This window comes from Methylobacterium oryzae, from assembly GCF_036441375.1.
Lineage (GTDB): Bacteria > Pseudomonadota > Alphaproteobacteria > Rhizobiales > Beijerinckiaceae > Methylobacterium > Methylobacterium oryzae_A.
Map to the genome: position 1 here is coordinate 99,784 of NZ_MLCA01000016.1, position 16,732 is coordinate 116,515.

The 16,732-nt window shown below is 70.7% G+C and carries 19 protein-coding genes; 5 read left to right on the forward strand and 14 right to left on the reverse strand.

What is annotated here, in order from left to right:
• Window positions 1-56: 56 nt before the first annotated feature.
• The 8 genes from MOTC310_RS29630 to proB all read right to left on the reverse strand — a co-directional run bounded on the left by MOTC310_RS29630 (window position 57) and on the right by proB (window position 8,404).
• Window positions 57-1,292 carry a divergent polysaccharide deacetylase family protein gene (locus tag MOTC310_RS29630; RefSeq protein WP_331292260.1) on the reverse strand — a complete coding sequence of 412 codons (1,236 nt, stop codon included), beginning with the start codon at window positions 1,290-1,292 and terminating at the stop codon, window positions 57-59.
• Between the two features lie 173 nt (window positions 1,293-1,465).
• On the reverse strand, window positions 1,466-2,806 hold the full coding sequence (locus tag MOTC310_RS29635; RefSeq protein ID WP_331292259.1) for a S41 family peptidase: 1,341 nt from the start codon (window positions 2,804-2,806) through the stop codon (window positions 1,466-1,468).
• On the reverse strand, window positions 2,806-4,167 hold the full coding sequence (locus tag MOTC310_RS29640) for a murein hydrolase activator EnvC family protein (RefSeq protein WP_331304349.1): 1,362 nt from the start codon (window positions 4,165-4,167) through the stop codon (window positions 2,806-2,808). The genes MOTC310_RS29635 and MOTC310_RS29640 overlap by 1 nt, the downstream gene beginning before the upstream one ends.
• Before the next feature lie 12 nt (window positions 4,168-4,179).
• Window positions 4,180-4,674 (reverse strand): 23S rRNA (pseudouridine(1915)-N(3))-methyltransferase RlmH, encoded by a 495-nt coding sequence (rlmH, locus tag MOTC310_RS29645; protein ID WP_331292257.1) that lies wholly within the window; start codon window positions 4,672-4,674, stop codon window positions 4,180-4,182.
• A 15-nt stretch (window positions 4,675-4,689) separates the two neighbouring features.
• Window positions 4,690-5,076, reverse strand: a complete 387-nt coding sequence (gene rsfS, locus MOTC310_RS29650) for a ribosome silencing factor (RefSeq protein ID WP_331292508.1) — start codon at window positions 5,074-5,076, stop codon at window positions 4,690-4,692.
• 75 nt (window positions 5,077-5,151) lie between these two features.
• Entirely contained in the window at window positions 5,152-5,811 is a 660-nt protein-coding gene (locus MOTC310_RS29655) for a nicotinate-nucleotide adenylyltransferase (RefSeq protein ID WP_331304350.1), read from the reverse strand.
• A 19-nt stretch (window positions 5,812-5,830) separates the two neighbouring features.
• On the reverse strand, window positions 5,831-7,129 hold the full coding sequence (locus MOTC310_RS29660) for a glutamate-5-semialdehyde dehydrogenase (RefSeq protein WP_331304351.1): 1,299 nt from the start codon (window positions 7,127-7,129) through the stop codon (window positions 5,831-5,833).
• 159 nt (window positions 7,130-7,288) lie between these two features.
• On the reverse strand, window positions 7,289-8,404 hold the full coding sequence (gene proB / locus MOTC310_RS29665) for a glutamate 5-kinase (protein ID WP_331304352.1): 1,116 nt from the start codon (window positions 8,402-8,404) through the stop codon (window positions 7,289-7,291).
• 285 nt (window positions 8,405-8,689) lie between these two features.
• Here proB and MOTC310_RS29670 point away from each other — a divergent pair, with 285 nt between their 5' ends.
• Window positions 8,690-9,880 (forward strand): cupin domain-containing protein, encoded by a 1,191-nt coding sequence (locus MOTC310_RS29670; protein ID WP_331304353.1) that lies wholly within the window; start codon window positions 8,690-8,692, stop codon window positions 9,878-9,880.
• Between the two features lie 78 nt (window positions 9,881-9,958).
• Here MOTC310_RS29670 and obgE read toward each other — a convergent pair whose 3' ends face one another.
• From obgE to MOTC310_RS29700, 6 genes are all read right to left on the reverse strand, one after another.
• Entirely contained in the window at window positions 9,959-10,987 is a 1,029-nt protein-coding gene (gene obgE, locus MOTC310_RS29675; protein ID WP_331292249.1) for a GTPase ObgE, read from the reverse strand.
• An 89-nt stretch (window positions 10,988-11,076) separates the two neighbouring features.
• Window positions 11,077-11,673, reverse strand: coding sequence for a GNAT family N-acetyltransferase (locus MOTC310_RS29680; RefSeq protein ID WP_331304354.1), 597 nt, complete (start codon window positions 11,671-11,673; stop codon window positions 11,077-11,079).
• 186 nt (window positions 11,674-11,859) lie between these two features.
• On the reverse strand, window positions 11,860-12,126 hold the full coding sequence (gene rpmA, locus MOTC310_RS29685; RefSeq protein WP_012317134.1) for a 50S ribosomal protein L27: 267 nt from the start codon (window positions 12,124-12,126) through the stop codon (window positions 11,860-11,862).
• Between the two features lie 85 nt (window positions 12,127-12,211).
• Window positions 12,212-12,526, reverse strand: a complete 315-nt coding sequence (rplU, locus tag MOTC310_RS29690; protein WP_010683509.1) for a 50S ribosomal protein L21 — start codon at window positions 12,524-12,526, stop codon at window positions 12,212-12,214.
• A 189-nt stretch (window positions 12,527-12,715) separates the two neighbouring features.
• Entirely contained in the window at window positions 12,716-13,099 is a 384-nt protein-coding gene (locus MOTC310_RS29695) for a hypothetical protein (RefSeq protein WP_331292246.1), read from the reverse strand.
• Between the two features lie 321 nt (window positions 13,100-13,420).
• On the reverse strand, window positions 13,421-14,053 hold the full coding sequence (locus MOTC310_RS29700; RefSeq protein WP_331292245.1) for a YceI family protein: 633 nt from the start codon (window positions 14,051-14,053) through the stop codon (window positions 13,421-13,423).
• Window positions 14,054-14,182: 129 nt separating this feature from the next.
• Here MOTC310_RS29700 and ruvA point away from each other — a divergent pair, with 129 nt between their 5' ends.
• The 4 genes from ruvA to dapB all read left to right on the forward strand — a co-directional run bounded on the left by ruvA (window position 14,183) and on the right by dapB (window position 16,723).
• Window positions 14,183-14,800: a Holliday junction branch migration protein RuvA gene (gene ruvA, locus MOTC310_RS29705; protein ID WP_331304355.1), complete on the forward strand. Its 618-nt coding sequence runs from the start codon at window positions 14,183-14,185 to the stop codon at window positions 14,798-14,800.
• A gap of 193 nt (window positions 14,801-14,993) precedes the next feature.
• Window positions 14,994-15,266 carry a (2Fe-2S)-binding protein gene (locus MOTC310_RS29710; RefSeq protein WP_331304356.1) on the forward strand — a complete coding sequence of 91 codons (273 nt, stop codon included), beginning with the start codon at window positions 14,994-14,996 and terminating at the stop codon, window positions 15,264-15,266.
• A gap of 44 nt (window positions 15,267-15,310) precedes the next feature.
• Entirely contained in the window at window positions 15,311-15,808 is a 498-nt protein-coding gene (gene bfr / locus MOTC310_RS29715; protein WP_012317139.1) for a bacterioferritin, read from the forward strand.
• Window positions 15,809-15,925: 117 nt separating this feature from the next.
• A complete protein-coding gene (dapB, locus tag MOTC310_RS29720; RefSeq protein ID WP_331304357.1) occupies window positions 15,926-16,723 on the forward strand; it encodes a 4-hydroxy-tetrahydrodipicolinate reductase in 798 nt (265 codons plus the stop codon).
• Window positions 16,724-16,732: the final 9 nt, after the last annotated feature.

A 16,732-nucleotide genomic window follows, 5' to 3' on the forward strand; every position in this document is an offset into this window, starting at 1 on the left:
TTCCCCGGCTCGGGTCGGGCTGGATCTACTTGCGCTGACCTTGGACACGCACACGCTCAATCGGCCGTGGAGACCCGCTTGTCGCGGACACCGCGCAGCGCCACGCTCGCCGGCACGAGGCGCAGGCCGCGGGCGTCGATCTCCTTCGACCAGCGCGCGATCCGGTCGACGCTGAGCGGCGTCCCGGTCGCCGAGACCAGGGCGAAGCCGTTGGCGCGAGCCCGGGCCTCCGCCTGGGCGAGCGCGGCGTCGATCGCGTCGGCGCGCGGCGTGGCGTCGAGGACGATCTCGGCGCGAGCGACCGGCGTCTTGCCCTTGTTGGCGGGCGCTGCCGCGGACTTGGGAGCCGTGCCGTCGTCGAGAAACCCGAGACCGCGGGCGCCGATCTCGCGCAGGACGGGCTCGAAGGCCGCATCCGCCATCAGCTTGGATCCCATGAAGTTCACCACGCCGACGTAGCCCGGAAAGCGCGTCATCGCCCAGGCGAGCCGGTCGGCATTCTCCGGCCCCTTCAGCGCGGTCAGCAGGGTCTGCGGGCCCGGGTCGCTGTCGGGATAGTCGAAGGGCTCCATCGGGAGTTGCAGGAAGATCTCGTGCCCCGCATCCCGCGCGCGCGCGGCGGCGCGCTCGGCCTCGCCGCCGTAGGGCAGAAAGGCGAGGCTCACGGCGGCGGGCAGGCGCGCGGTGGCGCCGGCCGTGGCGGCCTGACCGACCCCGAGACCGGTCACCACGATCGCGATGCGCGGGCCGGTGCCGGGCTCCTCGGGCCGGGCATAGACGTCGAGGGCGCGCACGCGTCCTTCGCCGAGCTTCGGCATGAGACCGTGGCGGCCGCCTTCGCTGATCCGCGGATCCGGGGCCTGAGCGAGCCGCGGTGCGCTCGGCGGCGGTACCCGGATCACAACCGCCTCGCTCGGCCCGCTGCCGGGCGGCCGCACCACCGTGACGCCGGACGCGGTCTCGATCTCCTCGGCGCTGCGTTGCAGCGGCGTCGCTCCCGGCGCCGTCGTGAGGACCTGAGGCTGCTGGACGACCGGGGCCTGCGCGGCCGGACGGGCCGCGGGTTCGCGCATCGTGATCGACACCTGGACGCGCGGTTCACCGCCGCTGGGGTCCCCCAGCGCGAGCACCAGGCCGGCCGCAACCGTGAAGCTGGCCGCGAGCGCCGCGGCCGCGACCCTGGGCCGGCGGGCAGAAGCGATCAGCCGTCCGATCCGGCCTTCGGGCTGCGCCCGCGCCGCCTCCGGCACCCCGAGGGGGCGCGTGAGGATATCGTCGGTGGACTCGGTCAAGCGGCTCTCGATACGGGATCGCGGGTCCTCGGCCGGTCGGCGCGGTTTCAATCCCTCACGCCATTGCGGCCGGCTATGGTTAACGTTCCGCTAATGCGCGGTTCCAGAACAGAAATCCCGCCCGGCGGGGAGCCGGACGGGATCCTTTCAGGCCCGAGAGCGATACCGAGCGATCAGTTCGGCAGGCTCGGCTTCTGCTGCTGGTTCGCGGGTGTTCCGTTGGCGGCGCCCTTCTGGATGCCGTGGAGGAAGTCGACGGCCGAGATCAGCTGCTTGTCCTTGGCCGGATCCGGCGGGACGTAGGCGGAGGATCCGCCACGCTCGTCGGTGTCCTTCTGCTTCAGGTGGCCCTTCAGCCCGGCCTCGCCCTTGGTCTCGTCCTTGCCCTTCAGCTCGTCGGGCACGTCCTGCGTGACCTCGACGTCGGGCTCGATGCCCTTGGCCTGGATCGAGCGGCCCGACGGCGTGTAGTAGCGCGCCGTCGTGAGCCGCAGGGCGCCGGAGCCGCCGAGCGGGATGATCGACTGAACGGAGCCCTTGCCGAAGGAGCGCGTGCCCATGATGGTCGCGCGCTTGTGATCCTGGAGGGCGCCCGCCACGATCTCGGAGGCCGAGGCGGAGCCGCCGTTGACGAGCACCACGATCGGCTTGCCCTTCGTCAGATCGCCGGCCTTCGCGGAGAAGCGCTGGGTCTCGTCCGGGTTGCGGCCGCGTGTGGAGACGATCTCGCCGCGATCGAGGAACGCGTCGGAGACCATCACGGCCTGGTCGAGCAGGCCGCCCGGGTTGTTGCGCAGATCGACGATGTAGCCCTTGATCTTGTCGGCGCCGATCTCGCCCGTGAGCTTGTCGATGGCGGCGCGCATCCCGTCGAAGGTCTGCTCGTTGAACTGGGTCAGGCGGATATAGGCGACATCGCCGCCCTCGACCTTCGAGCGCACCGGCTTGATCTTGATGACGTCGCGGGTGAGCGTGACGTCGATCGGATCCTTGGATTCCTTGCGGGTGATCTTGAGCTTGACGCTCGAGTTCACCGGGCCGCGCATCTTGTCGACCGCCTGGTTCAGGGTGAGGCCCTGGACCTGATCGTCATCGATCTGCGTGATGACGTCGTTGGCGAGCAGGCCCGCCTTCGCGGCCGGGGTGTCGTCGATCGGCGTGACGACCTTGATCAGGCCGTCCTCCATCGTGACCTCGATGCCGAGCCCGCCGAACTCACCGCGGGTGGTCGTCTGCATGTCCCGGAACGCCTTGGCGTCCATGTAGCTCGAGTGCGGGTCGAGCGACGTCAGCATGCCGTTGACGGCCGCCTCGATCATCTTCGACTCGTCCGGCTTCTCGACGTAGTCGGTGCGGACCTTCTCGAACACGTCGCCGAACAGGCTGAGTTGGCGGTAGGTCTCGGCCGAGGCGGCCACGGCCCGCGGACCCGACAGGAAGTCGGTCTGGGTCGCCACCATGGACGTTCCGGCACCGAGAAAGGCGCCGAGCATGATCAGGGAAGTCTTGCGCATCAGCCGCGAACCTTCTCGCCAAGTACCGTATTGTTCGGGCTCTTCGCCCACCACGGCTCCGGATCGATGGAGCCGCCGTCCTTCTTGAACTCGACGTAGAGCGTGGGGTCGCCCTCGGACCCGCCGGGACCCGCACCCTTGTCGCCCATGCTGCCGACCGGTTCGCCCGCGAGCACGAACTGACCGACCTCGACGCTGATCTGGTCCATCCCCGCGAGCAGAAGATAGTAGCCGTCGCCCGCGTTGATGATCAAGAGTTGCCCGTAGGACCGAAACGGCCCGGCGAACTGCACCCACCCGTCGGCCGGGGAGGAGACTGACGCCTTCGGGCGGGTCGTGAACGAAACGCCGCGGGTCGTCCCGCCATTGCCATCGGGCTGGTTGAAGCCGCGTGCGACGCGACCGCTCACCGGCCGCGGCACTTCGCCCCGCGCCTCGGCGAAATGCACTTTGGGGGCCAGCCGCGCGGGGTCGCGGAAGCCGGCCGCGGCGAACCGCTCCTGGGTGATCCGCGCCTCGCGCTCGGCAGCAGACTTGGCCTCCTCGGCGGAGCGTCTCGCCGCAGCGACTTCCGCCTCCGTTCGGTCGAGCAGATCCTTCAGGGTCTTGGCCTGCGCGCCCAGTTCGGTGGCGCGGCGGCGTTCGGCCGTGAGGCCGCTCTCCACCTCCGCCTGCCGCGCACGCCGGGCAGCGACAAGCGCCTGCAGGCGCTGCTGCTCCTTTGCCCAACCGGCGAGGTCGTTCGAGAGGCCTTCCTTGTCCTGCGCGATCAAACCGCGCAGCCTGATCATTTCCGCGAGATCGGCCGCCAGGGTGTCGACCTCACCGCGCAGTTCCGGGACCACCGCGCCGAGCAACATCGAGGTGCGGATCGCGGCCAGTACGTCCTCAGGGCTCACCAGCACGGCCGGTGGCGGGCGGCGACCCATGCGCTGGAGCGCCGCCAGGATCTCGGCGACGATGCCGCGCCGACCCTGCAGCGAGTGCCGGATCGCGGCCTCACTCTCGCTCATCGCCTTCAGGCGCTCCTCCAGGCGACTCAGGCGATCTTCCGTCGCCTGCGCCTGCCGGCTCGCGTCGAGGAGAGCGGCGTCCAGTTTCGCGCGGTCGGATCCGATCGCCGCGATCTCGGCCTCGAACTGCGCGCGCTGCCCGGCGCTCGCGGCCAGGGCATCCTGCACGCGCTTCAGGTTCTCGGCTCGGCGCTCCCGCTCCTCGTTGGCTCGCTGAATGGCTCCGGGATCCGTAGGCTGCGGGACCTCGGCCCGCGGGGCCGCGCTGAACGACAGCAGCGCCAGCACGGCGAGTCCCGTGCGTGCGCGTCGCGGCAGCGGCCAGAACGCGGCCTCGGTCTCGGACATCGCCACGCTCGTTCAGCCCGCCTCACCGCGATGGTACGGGTGACCGGCCAGGATGGTGAGGCTGCGATAGAGTTGTTCGAGGGCGAGCACGCGAACGAGTCCGTGGGGGAGGGTGGCGGCCCCGAACGACAGGATCAACTCCGCGCGCGTCCGAATTGAGGCGTCCAGTCCGTCCGGCCCGCCGATCGTCACCACGAGCGCCGGTCGGGTGGCGTCGCGCCAGCCGGCGACGCGCTCGGCCAGTGCCTCGCTGCCGAGATCCGCCCGTCCGCGCTCGTCATAGGCGACGAGAACGCCGCCGGCGGGCAGATGGGCTGCGAGCGCCGTCGCCTCCTCGGCGCAGCGATCCGGCGCGCGGCGGGCGCGCGACTCCGGGATCTCGACGAAGTCGCAGGACGGGAAGCCGAGTCCGCGGCCGAGCTGCGCGGCGCGGTCGCGATATCGTGAAGCGAGTTCGCGCTCCGGCCCGGCCTTCAGACGTCCGACTGCGGCCAGGATCAGGCGCACCGATCTCGGCCCGGTCTAGCCGGCGGCGATCCCGACGGGGCGGTCCGCACCCCACATCTTCTCGAGATTGTAGAAGCCGCGAACCTCGGGGCGGAAGATGTGCACGAGCACGTCGCCGGCATCGATCAGCACCCAGTCGCAGGCCGGAAGACCCTCGACGCGGGCATTGCCGAAGCCGCGGTTCTTCATCTCCTGGATGATCTTGTCGGCGATCGAACCGACATGCCGCTGCGACCGCCCGGATGAGATGATCATCGTATCGGCGAGCGACGTCTTGCCGGCGAGATCGATCGCGATCGTCTCCTCGGCCTTCATGTCGTCGAGGCATTCGAGCGCAAGGGCCTTCAGGTCGTCCGAGCGCGCCTGACCGGCTTCGGCCGGGGCCTGGACGGGGGTGCGGATCGTCTCCGTGCGACTGGTCTCGGGCAGAGTCCTGGTTCCTCGTTCTGCCGCGCGGCGACGTCGGGCCTTGCGGGATCAGGTGAAATTGGCGGTATCGGGCGTCGAATGCAACCGCGCAGGTGAGGGTTGCGACGTCCTTGGCCCCACGCTCGCGCGGATCTGCGTGGATGACAGGGTCGAGCGGGGTCCGTGCAGGAACATCCAGGCCGGCGGCGGCCGCAGCGCGAGGGTCGGCGCGGCCGATTCCGGGATCCGGGCAGGGGCAAGGCGGCGCGCGGCCCGGGCGCTCAGTGGCGTCATCGTGAAGCCGGGCCGGTCGACGACGGCGATCGGCACGAGTCGCGCGATCTCGGCAAAGCCCTTCCAGCGATGGAAGGTACCGAGGGAATCGGCCCCCATGATCCAGACGAAGTGAACCCCGGGGCAGCGACGCGTGAGGAAGCGCAGCGTCTGGACCGTGAAGCGGACGCCGAGAGCCGACTCGATCCCGGTCACGGCGATCCGCGGGTGTCGCGCGACCTCGCGGGCCTGGGCGCACCGCGCCTCGACCGAGGGGAGGGCGCTTCGGCTCTTGAGCGGATTACCGGGGCTCACCAGCCACCAGACTCGATCGAGGTCGAGCCGACGCAGTGCCGAGAGTGTCACGTGCCGGTGGCCCAGATGGGCGGGATTGAAGGACCCGCCGTAGAGGCCGATCCGCATGCCGGGGGCGCTCGGCGGCAGGGTCAGCCGCACGCCGAACCTTCAGCGCGGATCACGGGCGGATCTGGCCGTTGCCGTGGACCCGGTACTTGAAAGTGGTCAGCTGCTCGACGCCCACCGGCCCGCGCGCGTGCATCCGCCCCGTGGCGATGCCGATCTCGGCACCGAAGCCGAACTCGCCGCCGTCGGCGAACTGCGTGGACGCGTTGTGGGTGACGATCGCCGAATCGACCTCGGCAAGGAAACGCGCCGCCTCGGCATCGTTCTCGGTGATGATCGCGTCGGTGTGGTGCGACCCATAGGTCTCGATGTGCTCGATGGCGGCCGCGATCCCGTCGACCACCCGCACCGCGATGATCGCGTCGAGATACTCCGTGTGCCAATCCTCCTCGGAGGCGGCCGTCACCCGCGGATCGACGGCGCGCGTCGCGGCGTCGCCGCGGACCGCGCACCCGGCGTCGAGCAGGGCCCGGACCAGGGGCGCGAGATGCGTCCCGGCGCAGGCGCGATCGACCAGCAGGGTCTCGGCAGCGCCGCAGACGCTGGTCCGGCGCATCTTGCTGTTGAGCAGCACCGTGCGGGCCATGTCGAGATCCGCCGCCGCGGCGACGTAGACATGGTTGATGCCGTCGAGGTGGGCGAAAACTGGCACGCGCGCCTCGGCCTGGACGCGCTCGACGAGGCCGCGGCCGCCCCGCGGGACGATCACGTCGACGCAGCCGTCGAGGCCGGCGAGCATCAGCCCGACCGCCGCGCGGTCGCGAGTCGGAACCAGCTGGATCGCGTCCTCCGGCAGGCCGGCATCGGCGAGCCCGCGGCTCATGGCCTTCGCGATCGCCATGGCGCTGCGATGACTGTCCGAACCCGCCCGGAGGATCGCGGCGTTTCCGGCCTTGAGGCAGAGCGCGCCGGCATCCGCCGTCACGTTCGGGCGCGCCTCGAAGATCACGCCGACGACGCCGAGCGGCACGGCGATGCGCTCGATCAGCAGGCCGTTCGGCCGCTCGATCGCGGCCAGCTGGCGCCCGACGGGATCTGCCAGCGACCCGACCTTCTCGACGGCGTCCGCGATGGCGGCGAGGCGCCCGGGGTCGAGGGTGAGACGGTCGATCAGAGCGGCCGTCTGGCCCGCACTCCGGGCCGCGGCCACGTCCCGCGCGTTCTCGCTCAGGATCTCGTCGCGGCTCGCCCGGATCCGCTCGGCGATCAGCTTGAGCGCCACGTCCTTGGTCCGCGCCGAGGCCAGCGCCATGCGCCGCGCCGCCGCCCGGGCGCGACGGCCGATCGCCGCCATCTGCTCCGGCAGAGCGTCGGCCTCGGCGAGGTCCGATCTCAGATTCAGGACGGGCACGCTGGCGTCCTCGGTTGTCGATGACCGCGCGCGCGGCCTGGACGGGGGAAAGCGCCGTATTTGCACATCGGGCGCCGTCCCGACAAGAGTCCCGAGCCGAGAAGGAGGACGATAATCGAGACGGGAAATCGTAAATAGATTAGCTTGTCTCGGCGAGTTCTAGAACAGCGCTAAATCATCGCGATGCACCATCCAGGCGCGCCCGGGATAATTGAGCAGCTCCGGAATGCGCGCACTCGGATGACCGATGATCAGCGCGGCCTCGTCGCTGTCGTAGGCCACGAGCCCGCGGCCGAGGATCCGGCCTTCCGGATCTCGGATCATGACGGCGTCGCCGCGCGAGAAGCTGCCTTCGATCGCCCGCACGCCCACCGGCAGGAGGCTGGCGCCGCTCCGGAGGGCCTGCTCGGCCCCGGCGTCGATCGTCAGCGTGCCGCGCGGTTCCAGGGACCCGGCGATCCATGTCTTGCGGGCGGCCGTGGGGGTGGAGCCCGAGAGGAACCACGTGCACCGCGCGCCGTCCCGCACGGCCTTGAGCGGATTCTTGCCGCGTCCGTCCGCGATGACCAGATGCGTGCCGCCCGCGGCCGCGATCTTGGCGGCCTCGACCTTGGTGCGCATGCCGCCCCGCGACAGCTCGGAGGCCGGTCCGCCGGCCATGGCCTCGATCTCCGGGGTGATCCGCTCGACCACGGCGAGGTGGCGGGCCTGCGGATCGCTCTGGGGCGGTGCGGTGTAGAGACCGTCGATGTCGGAGAACAGCACCAGCACGTCGGCATCGATCATGGTGGCCACCCGGGCGGCGAGCCGGTCGTTGTCGCCGTAGCGAATCTCCGAGGTCGCCACCGTGTCGTTCTCGTTCACGACCGGGACGGCGCGCATCTCCAGGAGCTTCAGCACGGTGGCGCGGGCGTTGAGGTAGCGGCGGCGCTCCTCTGTATCCTGCGGCGTCACGAGGATCTGCCCGGCGACGATGCCGTGGTGGCCCAGCGCCTCGGCCCAGTGGCGGGCGAGGGTTATCTGTCCGACCGAGGCCGCGCCCTGGCTCTCCTCCAGGCGCAGGACGCCGGGGGGCAGGCCGAGCACCGTCCGGCCAAGGGCGATGCTGCCGGATGAGACGACCAGCACGTCGACGCCGCGCCCGTGCAGTTCCGCGATGTCCTCGGCCAGCGCCGCGAGCCAGGCATGGCGCAGGCGGCCGGCACTGCGATCGACCAGCAGGGCCGAGCCGACCTTGATGACCACACGGCGGAATTCTTCGAGGGCAGGGATCATGATTCTTGCGGGAACGCGCCTTCGCGGCGGGTGTGAACCAAGAGCCGTCTTTTGAACAGACACTCGAAGACATGGCTCGGAACGCGCGCGCGAGTCGTCCGAAGCGCGCGTTCGGAGCGGGAAGGGCACGGGTACCACACGTTCGTGAGAGCCTCCTCCTCCCTCACGCGGTCTTGAGGATGTGGCATGCCAAATATCGATATTGCGGCGCGGCAGCGCGGCGGCCCGCCGGTCACCGCACCGAGCCCGACCGCGCGCGCTTTCAGCACACAGGACACAATCAAGATGGACGCGAATCGACGCGCGTTTCTCGGCACCGCCGCCCTCGGCGCCGGCGGTCTCGTCGCCCTCACCCAGGCGGCCGCCGCCGCCGCGACCGATCACGGCGCGCCGGGGGCGGGCGGCTTCGGCCGGGACGTTCAGCAGCTGCCTCCCGGCGCTCCGGTCGCCTACCACGACCCGAAGGATGTCGGCGCCATGCCGGACTTCCGCTTCTCCCTCGACGGCAACGTCCCGAAGATCACGTCGGGCGGCTGGGCCAAGGAGGCGACCGTCCACCAGTTCCCGATCAGCAAGGGGATCGCGGGCGTGCACATGTTCCTCGATCCCGGCGCGTCGCGCGAGCTGCACTGGCACGCGATCGCGGCCGAGTGGGCCTACGTGATCGACGGCCGCTGCCAGACCGTGGTGCTCGATCCCTCGGGGGCGAGCGAGATCAACAACTACGAGCCGGGCGACCTGTGGTTCTTCCCGAAGGGCCACGGCCACTCGATCCAGACGATCGGCGACAAGCCCTGCCACTTCATCCTGTCGTTCGACAACGGCGCCTTCTCGGAGCACGGCACCTTCTCGATCACCGACTGGATCGACGTGTCGCCGAAGGACATGCTGGCGCTGGATTTCGGCCTGCCGAAGGAAGCCCTCAACGCCTTCCCGAAGGGGGAGGCCTACATCCAGGCCGGCCCGGTGATCCCGATCTCGCAGGCCCTCGACGCGCCCTGGCCCAAGGAGTCGACGCACAAGTTCCGGCTGCTGAAGGACCCGCGGGCGGTGCGCGACTTCGACGGCGGCACCTTCCGGCTGGCGACGGTCGACGAGTGGCCGGTCTCGAAGTCGATGTCCGGCGGCGTGATGACGATCCGAGCGGGCCAGATGCGCAAGTTCCACTGGAACGTGAACGCCAACGAGTGGCACTATTACCTGAAGGGCAAGGGCCAGGTGGCGCTGTTCGGCTCGGGTGGCCGCGGCAAGGTCGCGGAGTTCTCGCCCGGCGACGTGGCCTACATCCCGATGGGCTTCGGCCACGCGATCAAGAATGTCGGCGACGAGGATCTGGAGATCGTCCAGACCTGGGACAACGGCAGATTCGAGGAGATCGACCTCGACGCCTGGATCAGGGCGAGCCCGAACTACCTCCTCGCCAACAACTTCGCCGGCGTCCCGGCAGACACGATCACGAAGCTGAAGCAGGGCTGAGACGACATCCCGGCCGGACCGACAGGGGCGCACGACCGCCCCTGTCGGTCACCGCCGCCGCGCTCTGCGAAGAAGGTTCTACGGCTGCCAGGCGGCCACCGGCTTCCGCTCGGCCTCGGCGCTGGCATCGATCTCGGCCTGGAGCGCCCGCAGCGCCTCGGGGACGCCCTTCCGGCTGGCCGAGGACAGGACCAGCGGCGCGCGGCCGGCGGCGCGCTTCAGCTTGGCCACCTGGCTCTTGAGCGTGTCCGCGTCGAGGGCGTCGGCCTTCGAGAGCGCCACGATCTCGGGCTTCTCCGCGAGCCCGTTGCCGTAGGCCTCGATCTCGCCGCGCACCAGCTTGTAGGTCTTGCCGGCATGCTCGCTCGTGCCGTCGACGAGGTGCAGCAGCACCCGGCAGCGCTCGACATGGGCGAGGAACTTGTCGCCGAGGCCGACACCCTCGTGCGCGCCCTCGATCAGGCCCGGGATGTCGGCGAGCACGAACTCGCGCCCGTCCGACCGCACCACGCCGAGGCCCGGATGCAGGGTCGTGAACGGGTAGTCGGCGATCTTCGGCTTCGCCGCGGTGACGCTCGCCAGGAAGGTCGACTTGCCGGCGTTGGGGAGGCCGACGAGGCCGGCATCGGCGATCAGCTTGAGCCGCAGCCAGATCCACATCTCCTGGCCTTCCTGGCCGGGATTGGCGTGCTTCGGCGCGCGGTTCGTGGAGGTCGTGAAGTAGGCGTTGCCGAAGCCGCCGTTGCCGCCCTTGGCGAGGCGGATCTTCTGGCCGACCTCGGTCAGGTCGGCGAGCAGCGTCTCGCCGTCCTCGGAGAAGATCTGCGTGCCGGCCGGGACCTTCAGAACCGTGTCGGCGCCGTTGGCTCCGTGGCAGTTCGAGCCCATGCCGTGCTCGCCCTTCCTGGCCTTGAAGTGCTGCTGGTAGCGGTAGTCGATCAGGGTGTTGAGACCCTCGACGCACTCCACCCAGACATCGCCGCCGCGGCCGCCGTCGCCGCCGTTCGGTCCGCCGAACTCGATGAACTTCTCCCGCCGGAACGAGACGCAGCCGGGACCGCCATCGCCGGAGCGGACATAGACCTTGGCTTCGTCGAGAAATTTCACGACCTGAATCCTTTGTCGGGCGCGGATCCGCGACCCGCACCATCACCCTGTCAACGGCCGCCGGCCAGCCCCGGCGCCGCGGGGCCGCCTCAGGCGGCCTCGGTCATCGCCGGCTCCGACGACGATCCCTGCCACCGCCGCCGGTCGAGGCGGTAGAGATCCACCGGCAGATCCGCGCCGCGCGCCGGGAAGGGCATGATCGCGCTGCCGGCCGGCAGGAAGCCGCACGCCTCCAGGACGCGCCGGGACGCCGGGTTGACCGTGCGGGCCGACGCGGCGAGTTCCGTCCCGCCGGTATAGGCGAAGAAGGCGTGGCACAGGGCCGTCACGGCCTCTGCCATCAGGCCGCTGCCCCAGTAGGGCCGCCCCAGCCAGTAGCCGAGCTCCGGCGGCGCGCCGGCCCGACCCTCGATGCTGATGACGCCGACGAGGCTGCCGGGCGCCGCACGCGGCGCGAGGGCGAGCGTGAGGGCCGTCCCGGCGGCGTTCTGCGACCGCGCCTGCAGCAGGAACGCGTCCACCGCGGGGGCGGCGAGCGGGTGCGGCACCCGCGCCAGCATCGCGGAGACCGACGGGTCGCCGGCCAGCTTCAGGATCGCGTCCCTGTCCTTGGCGGTCGGCCAGCGCAGCCACAGCCGCCGCGTCTCGATCCGGAAAACGTCATCACGGGTCAGATCGGGGAACATCGTGCCCTCGCAGGGCGGCGATCCCGGCTCCGGGACACCGCCTCAAGACGACGAAGGGGAGGATGGCGCCCCATCCTCCCCGGTGTTCCGTCCGACCCGGCCCGTCAGGGGCTCGGCAACGACGTCTCCGGTCCGGTGTGGGACACCGGGCGGGACGCCAGCTTCGCCACTCTGGGCGCCCGCCTCTTATTCCGCGGCCTCGGCCAGCGGGGTAACACCTACGAAGGCGCGCCCGCGGCGCGTCTCGAAGCGGACATGGCCCGGTACCAGCGCGAAGATCGTGTGGTCCTTGCCCATGCCGACATTGGCGCCGGGATGCCATTTGGTGCCGCGCTGACGCACGATGATGTTGCCCGGAATCACGGCCTCCGAGCCGAACTTCTTGACGCCGAGGCGCCGGCCTTCCGAGTCGCGACCGTTGCGGGACGAGCCGCCAGCCTTTTTGTGTGCCATGGGATGAGCTCCGAATTCTGAGTGGCTTGGATGCGGTCGCGGATCGATCCCTCAGGGACCGTACGCGCCCAGCGTCTGGCGTGCGTCAGGCCGAAATGCCGGTGATGCGCACGACCGTGTGGTCCTGGCGATGGCCGCGCTTGCGGCGGGAGTTCTGCCGGCGGCGCTTCTTGAAGGCGATGACCTTCTTGTCGCGGCCGTGACGCACGATCTCGCCCGTGACGCTGATGCCCGACAGGGTCGGGGCGCCGACCTGGGTCGCGCCCGCGCCGTCGGCGAACAGGAGGACCTCGCCGAAGGTCACGGCCTCGCCGGCCTCGCCCGCCAGGGAGGCGATGGTGATGGTGTCGTTGGCGGCGACGCGGTACTGCTTACCGCCCGTCTTGATGACTGCGAACATCGTTCTCTCGTGTTCTCGAACGGCCTCCGGGGCGGCTGCCCCTGGACCGGCTTCTTGTTTGAAGTCATTGCGCGGGCGTTCGGCCCGGACAACGCGAAACGCGCGGACCCCAGCTGAGGCCGCGCGCCATGCGGGGTCACTACGGGCGCGACGCCGTCGTGTCAATCCGCGGCGGCTCGCGGGACGGTGTCAGCGGATCGGCGCGCCGGTCGCCAGGATGCCCTTCGCGACGCTGCCCTCCGGGCCGAAGGCGGCGAGCGCCTGCGCGCACCAGGTCTCCCGGCCGTCGGCGGCGAGCTGCTGGCGCACCTGCGTGGCGCGGGTCCGCAGCTTCTCCTCCAGCATTGCCTCCTGGCCGGCATTGACCCGGGCCGCGAGGCGGAGCGTCGTCAGCTGGCCGGCCCGGACCTGCACGCCCGGACAGGCCTGCTCGGCGATGATCGTTGTGGCCGCCGCGGACGCGTAATTGTCCAGCGGCGACGACGGGGCGGCCGGACTGGCCGGAACCTGCGCGGCGGCCGTCCCCGCGAGGCTCAGCGTCAGGGCAAGAGTGGGGACACCGACACGCCGCACGGCTCTGACCTCCAGGGTTGGAATCGATCGGCGCGGTGACGCGCCCGCCCCGCTCGGGACGATGCCGGGCGCTGCGCGGGAGACGGGTGGTCCGGGGAGGCCAGCGTCCCGCCGCGGCGCCGCGACGGCGGCTGACTACACCCCTGGCGGCGGGGCGTCACCCGTCGCCTCGCCTCTCGATCCGGACCCAAAGCCGCCGTTCCAGAGCGCCGGGCTTGGCAGGGCGGGACCTCCGCTCGTGCAGGGTGCCGGCGGGCCGACCGCCCCGACATCCCCGGATCGGTCGCGCGCGCGGGATAACGGGGAGGGGCCGGCGGTCCGTCAGGGCGCGGCCTTGAACTCGCCCTCGACGCGCAGGCTCACCTCGTCGCCGAGCTGCGGCAGGTAGGCGTTGATGCCGAAATCCGAGCGCTTGATGACCGCGCGCCCGTCGAAACCCACGGTGTAGCGCTGATCCACCGGATGGATTCCGGCCTGGTTGAACGTGGCGTCGATCGCGAGCGGCCGCACCGTGCCGCGCAGGTTCAGGTCGCCGGTGATCCGGGCTGTGGTCGGGCTGGTGGGCTCGACCTTGGTGGCCGTGAAGGTCGCGGTCGGGAACTTGGCCGTGTCGAAGAAGTCGGGGGCCGCGAGGTGCTCGTTCAGGCGCGTGCTGCCGGTGATCACGCCGCCGAGTGGCACGGTCACTTCCAGACGGCTCTTCTCCGGCGCCTTCGGGTCGAGCTGCAGCGTGCCGCTGAGGCCCGCGAACTGGCCGTAATAGGTCGAGTAGCCGAGATGCGAGACAGACCACGTGATCTTGCCGTGGTCCGGATCGAGCACGTAGCTGCCGGGCCGGACCTGCGTCGGATCCGCGCTCGGCGCGACCGGCGCGGGTGGGGCCGCCGGGTTGTCCGCCGCCCGGGCCGGGCCGACGCAGAGCAGGCCGATCAGGATCAGAAATGGCGCGCGCATGGTCATCCCCCCGTGTCCGGCCAAGCTCGGCCGGCGGCCCGTGATTTCATGATCTCCCTGCGCGCTCAAGCACGTCTGGCGGAGGCCGCCGCGGTTCTGTAGGCAGGCCGAGGCAGCGGCAGGCGTGGCATGATCGGCAAGCTCAAGGGCGTCGTGGACTCGTTCGGCGAGGATTTCGTGATCCTCGACGTGGCGGGGGTCGGCTACATCGCGCATTGCTCGGCGCGGACGCTGCAGCGCATGCCCAAGGTCGGCGAGCCCGCGGAGCTGTCGATCGAGACCCATGTCCGCGAGGACATGATCCGCCTCTACGGCTTCCGCTCGGATGCCGAGCGGGAATGGTTCCGCCTGCTCCAGACCGTCCAAGGCGTGGGCGCGCGGGTGGCGCTCGGCGTGCTCTCTGTGCTGGAGCCCGAGGCGCTGGCCAGCGCCGTCGCCACCGGCGACAAGGGCGCGATCAGCCGGGCGCCCGGGGTCGGGCCGCGCCTGGCCGCCCGGCTCGTCGCCGAACTCAAGGACAAGGCTCCGGCCTTCGCGCCGATCGACCCGGCGCTGGTCGCCCTCGCGGGCGCCGTCGAGGAGGGCGCCGCCCCGCAGCCGGTGGCGGATGCCGTCTCGGCCCTGGTCAATCTCGGCTACCCGCAGGTCCAGGCCGCCGCCGCCATCGCGGCCGCCCTCAAGGGCGCGGGGGAGGGCGCAGAGGCCAAGGTGCTCATCCGGCTCGGCCTGCGCGAGCTCGCGCGCTGAGGGTCCGACCTGTCAGTTGGCGCGCGCTTAGATTGCACGCCCTTGACCCGCGCCGTCCACGGTGCCATGTCGACCGCGGCCGGTAAGGCATTGAAAAGCCAGCTACTTTTCAATTCTTCTAAACTGGCGGGGGTGCCGGACGCGGTCGTCGACGACCGCCTCGGGCGCGGGGATGACGGGATTTGCGGCAAGCATGATCGTCTGTTCTTGTAACGTCATATCGGACGGCGCGGTCCGCGGCTGCCTGGCGCCCGGGCCCGGCTGCCCGCGCACGCCCGCGCAGGTCTACGCGTGCCTCGGCTGCAGCCCGAAATGCGGCCGCTGCGCCCGCACGATCCGGTCGATCATGCAGAGCGCGCTCGGTGAGGCCGACACGGCGGAGAGCAGCCATGCTTGCACGACGGCTTGCGCGAGCGCCTGTAGTTTGGTGAAATTCCAAACTGCGGATGAGGGAGTCGCGGCCTGATGCTTCTGCCCCCCGCCTGAGAACACGGTAAGGAGTACGGGGGCATGAAGGGCGACACCAAGGTCATCGAGTATCTGAATCGCGGCCTGCGCAGCGAGCTGACCGCCGTCAGCCAGTACTGGCTGCATTTCCGCATGCTCAATGACTGGGGCTACGTCGAGCTGGCGAAGTTCTGGCGCAAAGAATCGATCGAGGAGATGAACCACGCGGACCGGTTCATCGACCGGATCCTGTTCCTCGACGGGTTCCCGAACCTGCAGGAGCTCGACCCACTGCGGATCGGCCAGAACGTCCAGGAGATCCTGGAGTCGGACCTCGCCGCCGAGAACGAGGCCCGCAGCCTCTACCTCGAGGCCGCGAAGTACTGCGATTCGATCAACGACCGCGTCTCGAAGCGCCTGTTCGAGGATCTGGCCGAGGACGAGGAAGGCCACATCGACTTCCTCGAGACCCAGCTGGAGCTGATCAAGCAGATCGGCCTGCCGCTCTACGCGCAGAAGCATATCGGCGGGCTCGAGCAGATCGCCCCCGAGAAGGAGTGAGGGCGCCCGGGCTCCCGACGCCGCCGGCGTCGTCGGGGCCCGGACACCGAGACGGGTGGGGATCGGCCTGGAGCGGGCCGGTCCCCGCGCGCGACAGAGGCTAGGCTGGGGAACGGGATGCGGCTCGTGGTGGTCGGCGCCGACGGGCGCATGGGGCGGATGCTGATCCGCGCGGTGGCCCAGGCGGAGGGCTGCACGCTCGTCGCGGCGATCGAGCGCTCGGGCTCGCCGGCGCTCGGACAGGATGCGGGCGTGCTCGCCGGTCTCCAGCCCCTCGACGTGCCCGTCACGGACGACCCGCTCACGGCCTTCGCGGCTGCCGACGGCGTCCTCGACTTCACGGCGCCGGCCGCCACCGTGGCCTTCGCCGAGCTCGCCGCCCAGGCCCGCATCGTCCACGTCGTCGGCACGACCGGCCTGTCGGAGGACGACTTCGTCAAGCTCAAGGCGGCCTCGTACCACGCCCGCATCGTGCAGTCGGGCAACATGTCGCTCGGCATCAACCTGATGGCCGAGCTGGTCCGGCGGGTCGCGAAGGCCCTGGGCGACGAGTTCGACATCGAGATCTGCGAGATGCACCACCGCATGAAGGTGGACGCGCCCTCCGGCACCGCGCTGATGCTGGGCGAGGCCGCCGCGGAGGGCCGCGACGTCGACCTGAAGGCGGTCCGGGTCTCCACCCGGGACGGGCATACCGGCGCCCGCCGGCCCGGCGATATCGGCTTCGCCACCCTGCGGGGCGGCAGCGTCGTGGGCGACCACAGCGTGATCTTCGCCGGCGCCGGCGAGAGCCTGACGATCAGCCACCACGCCGCCGACCGGGGCCTGTTCGCCACGGGCGCCGTCAAGGCCGCGCTCTGGGCGCATCCCAAGCCGCCGGGGCTCTACACCATGGCCGACGTGCTCGGCCTGTGAGCGGCGGCG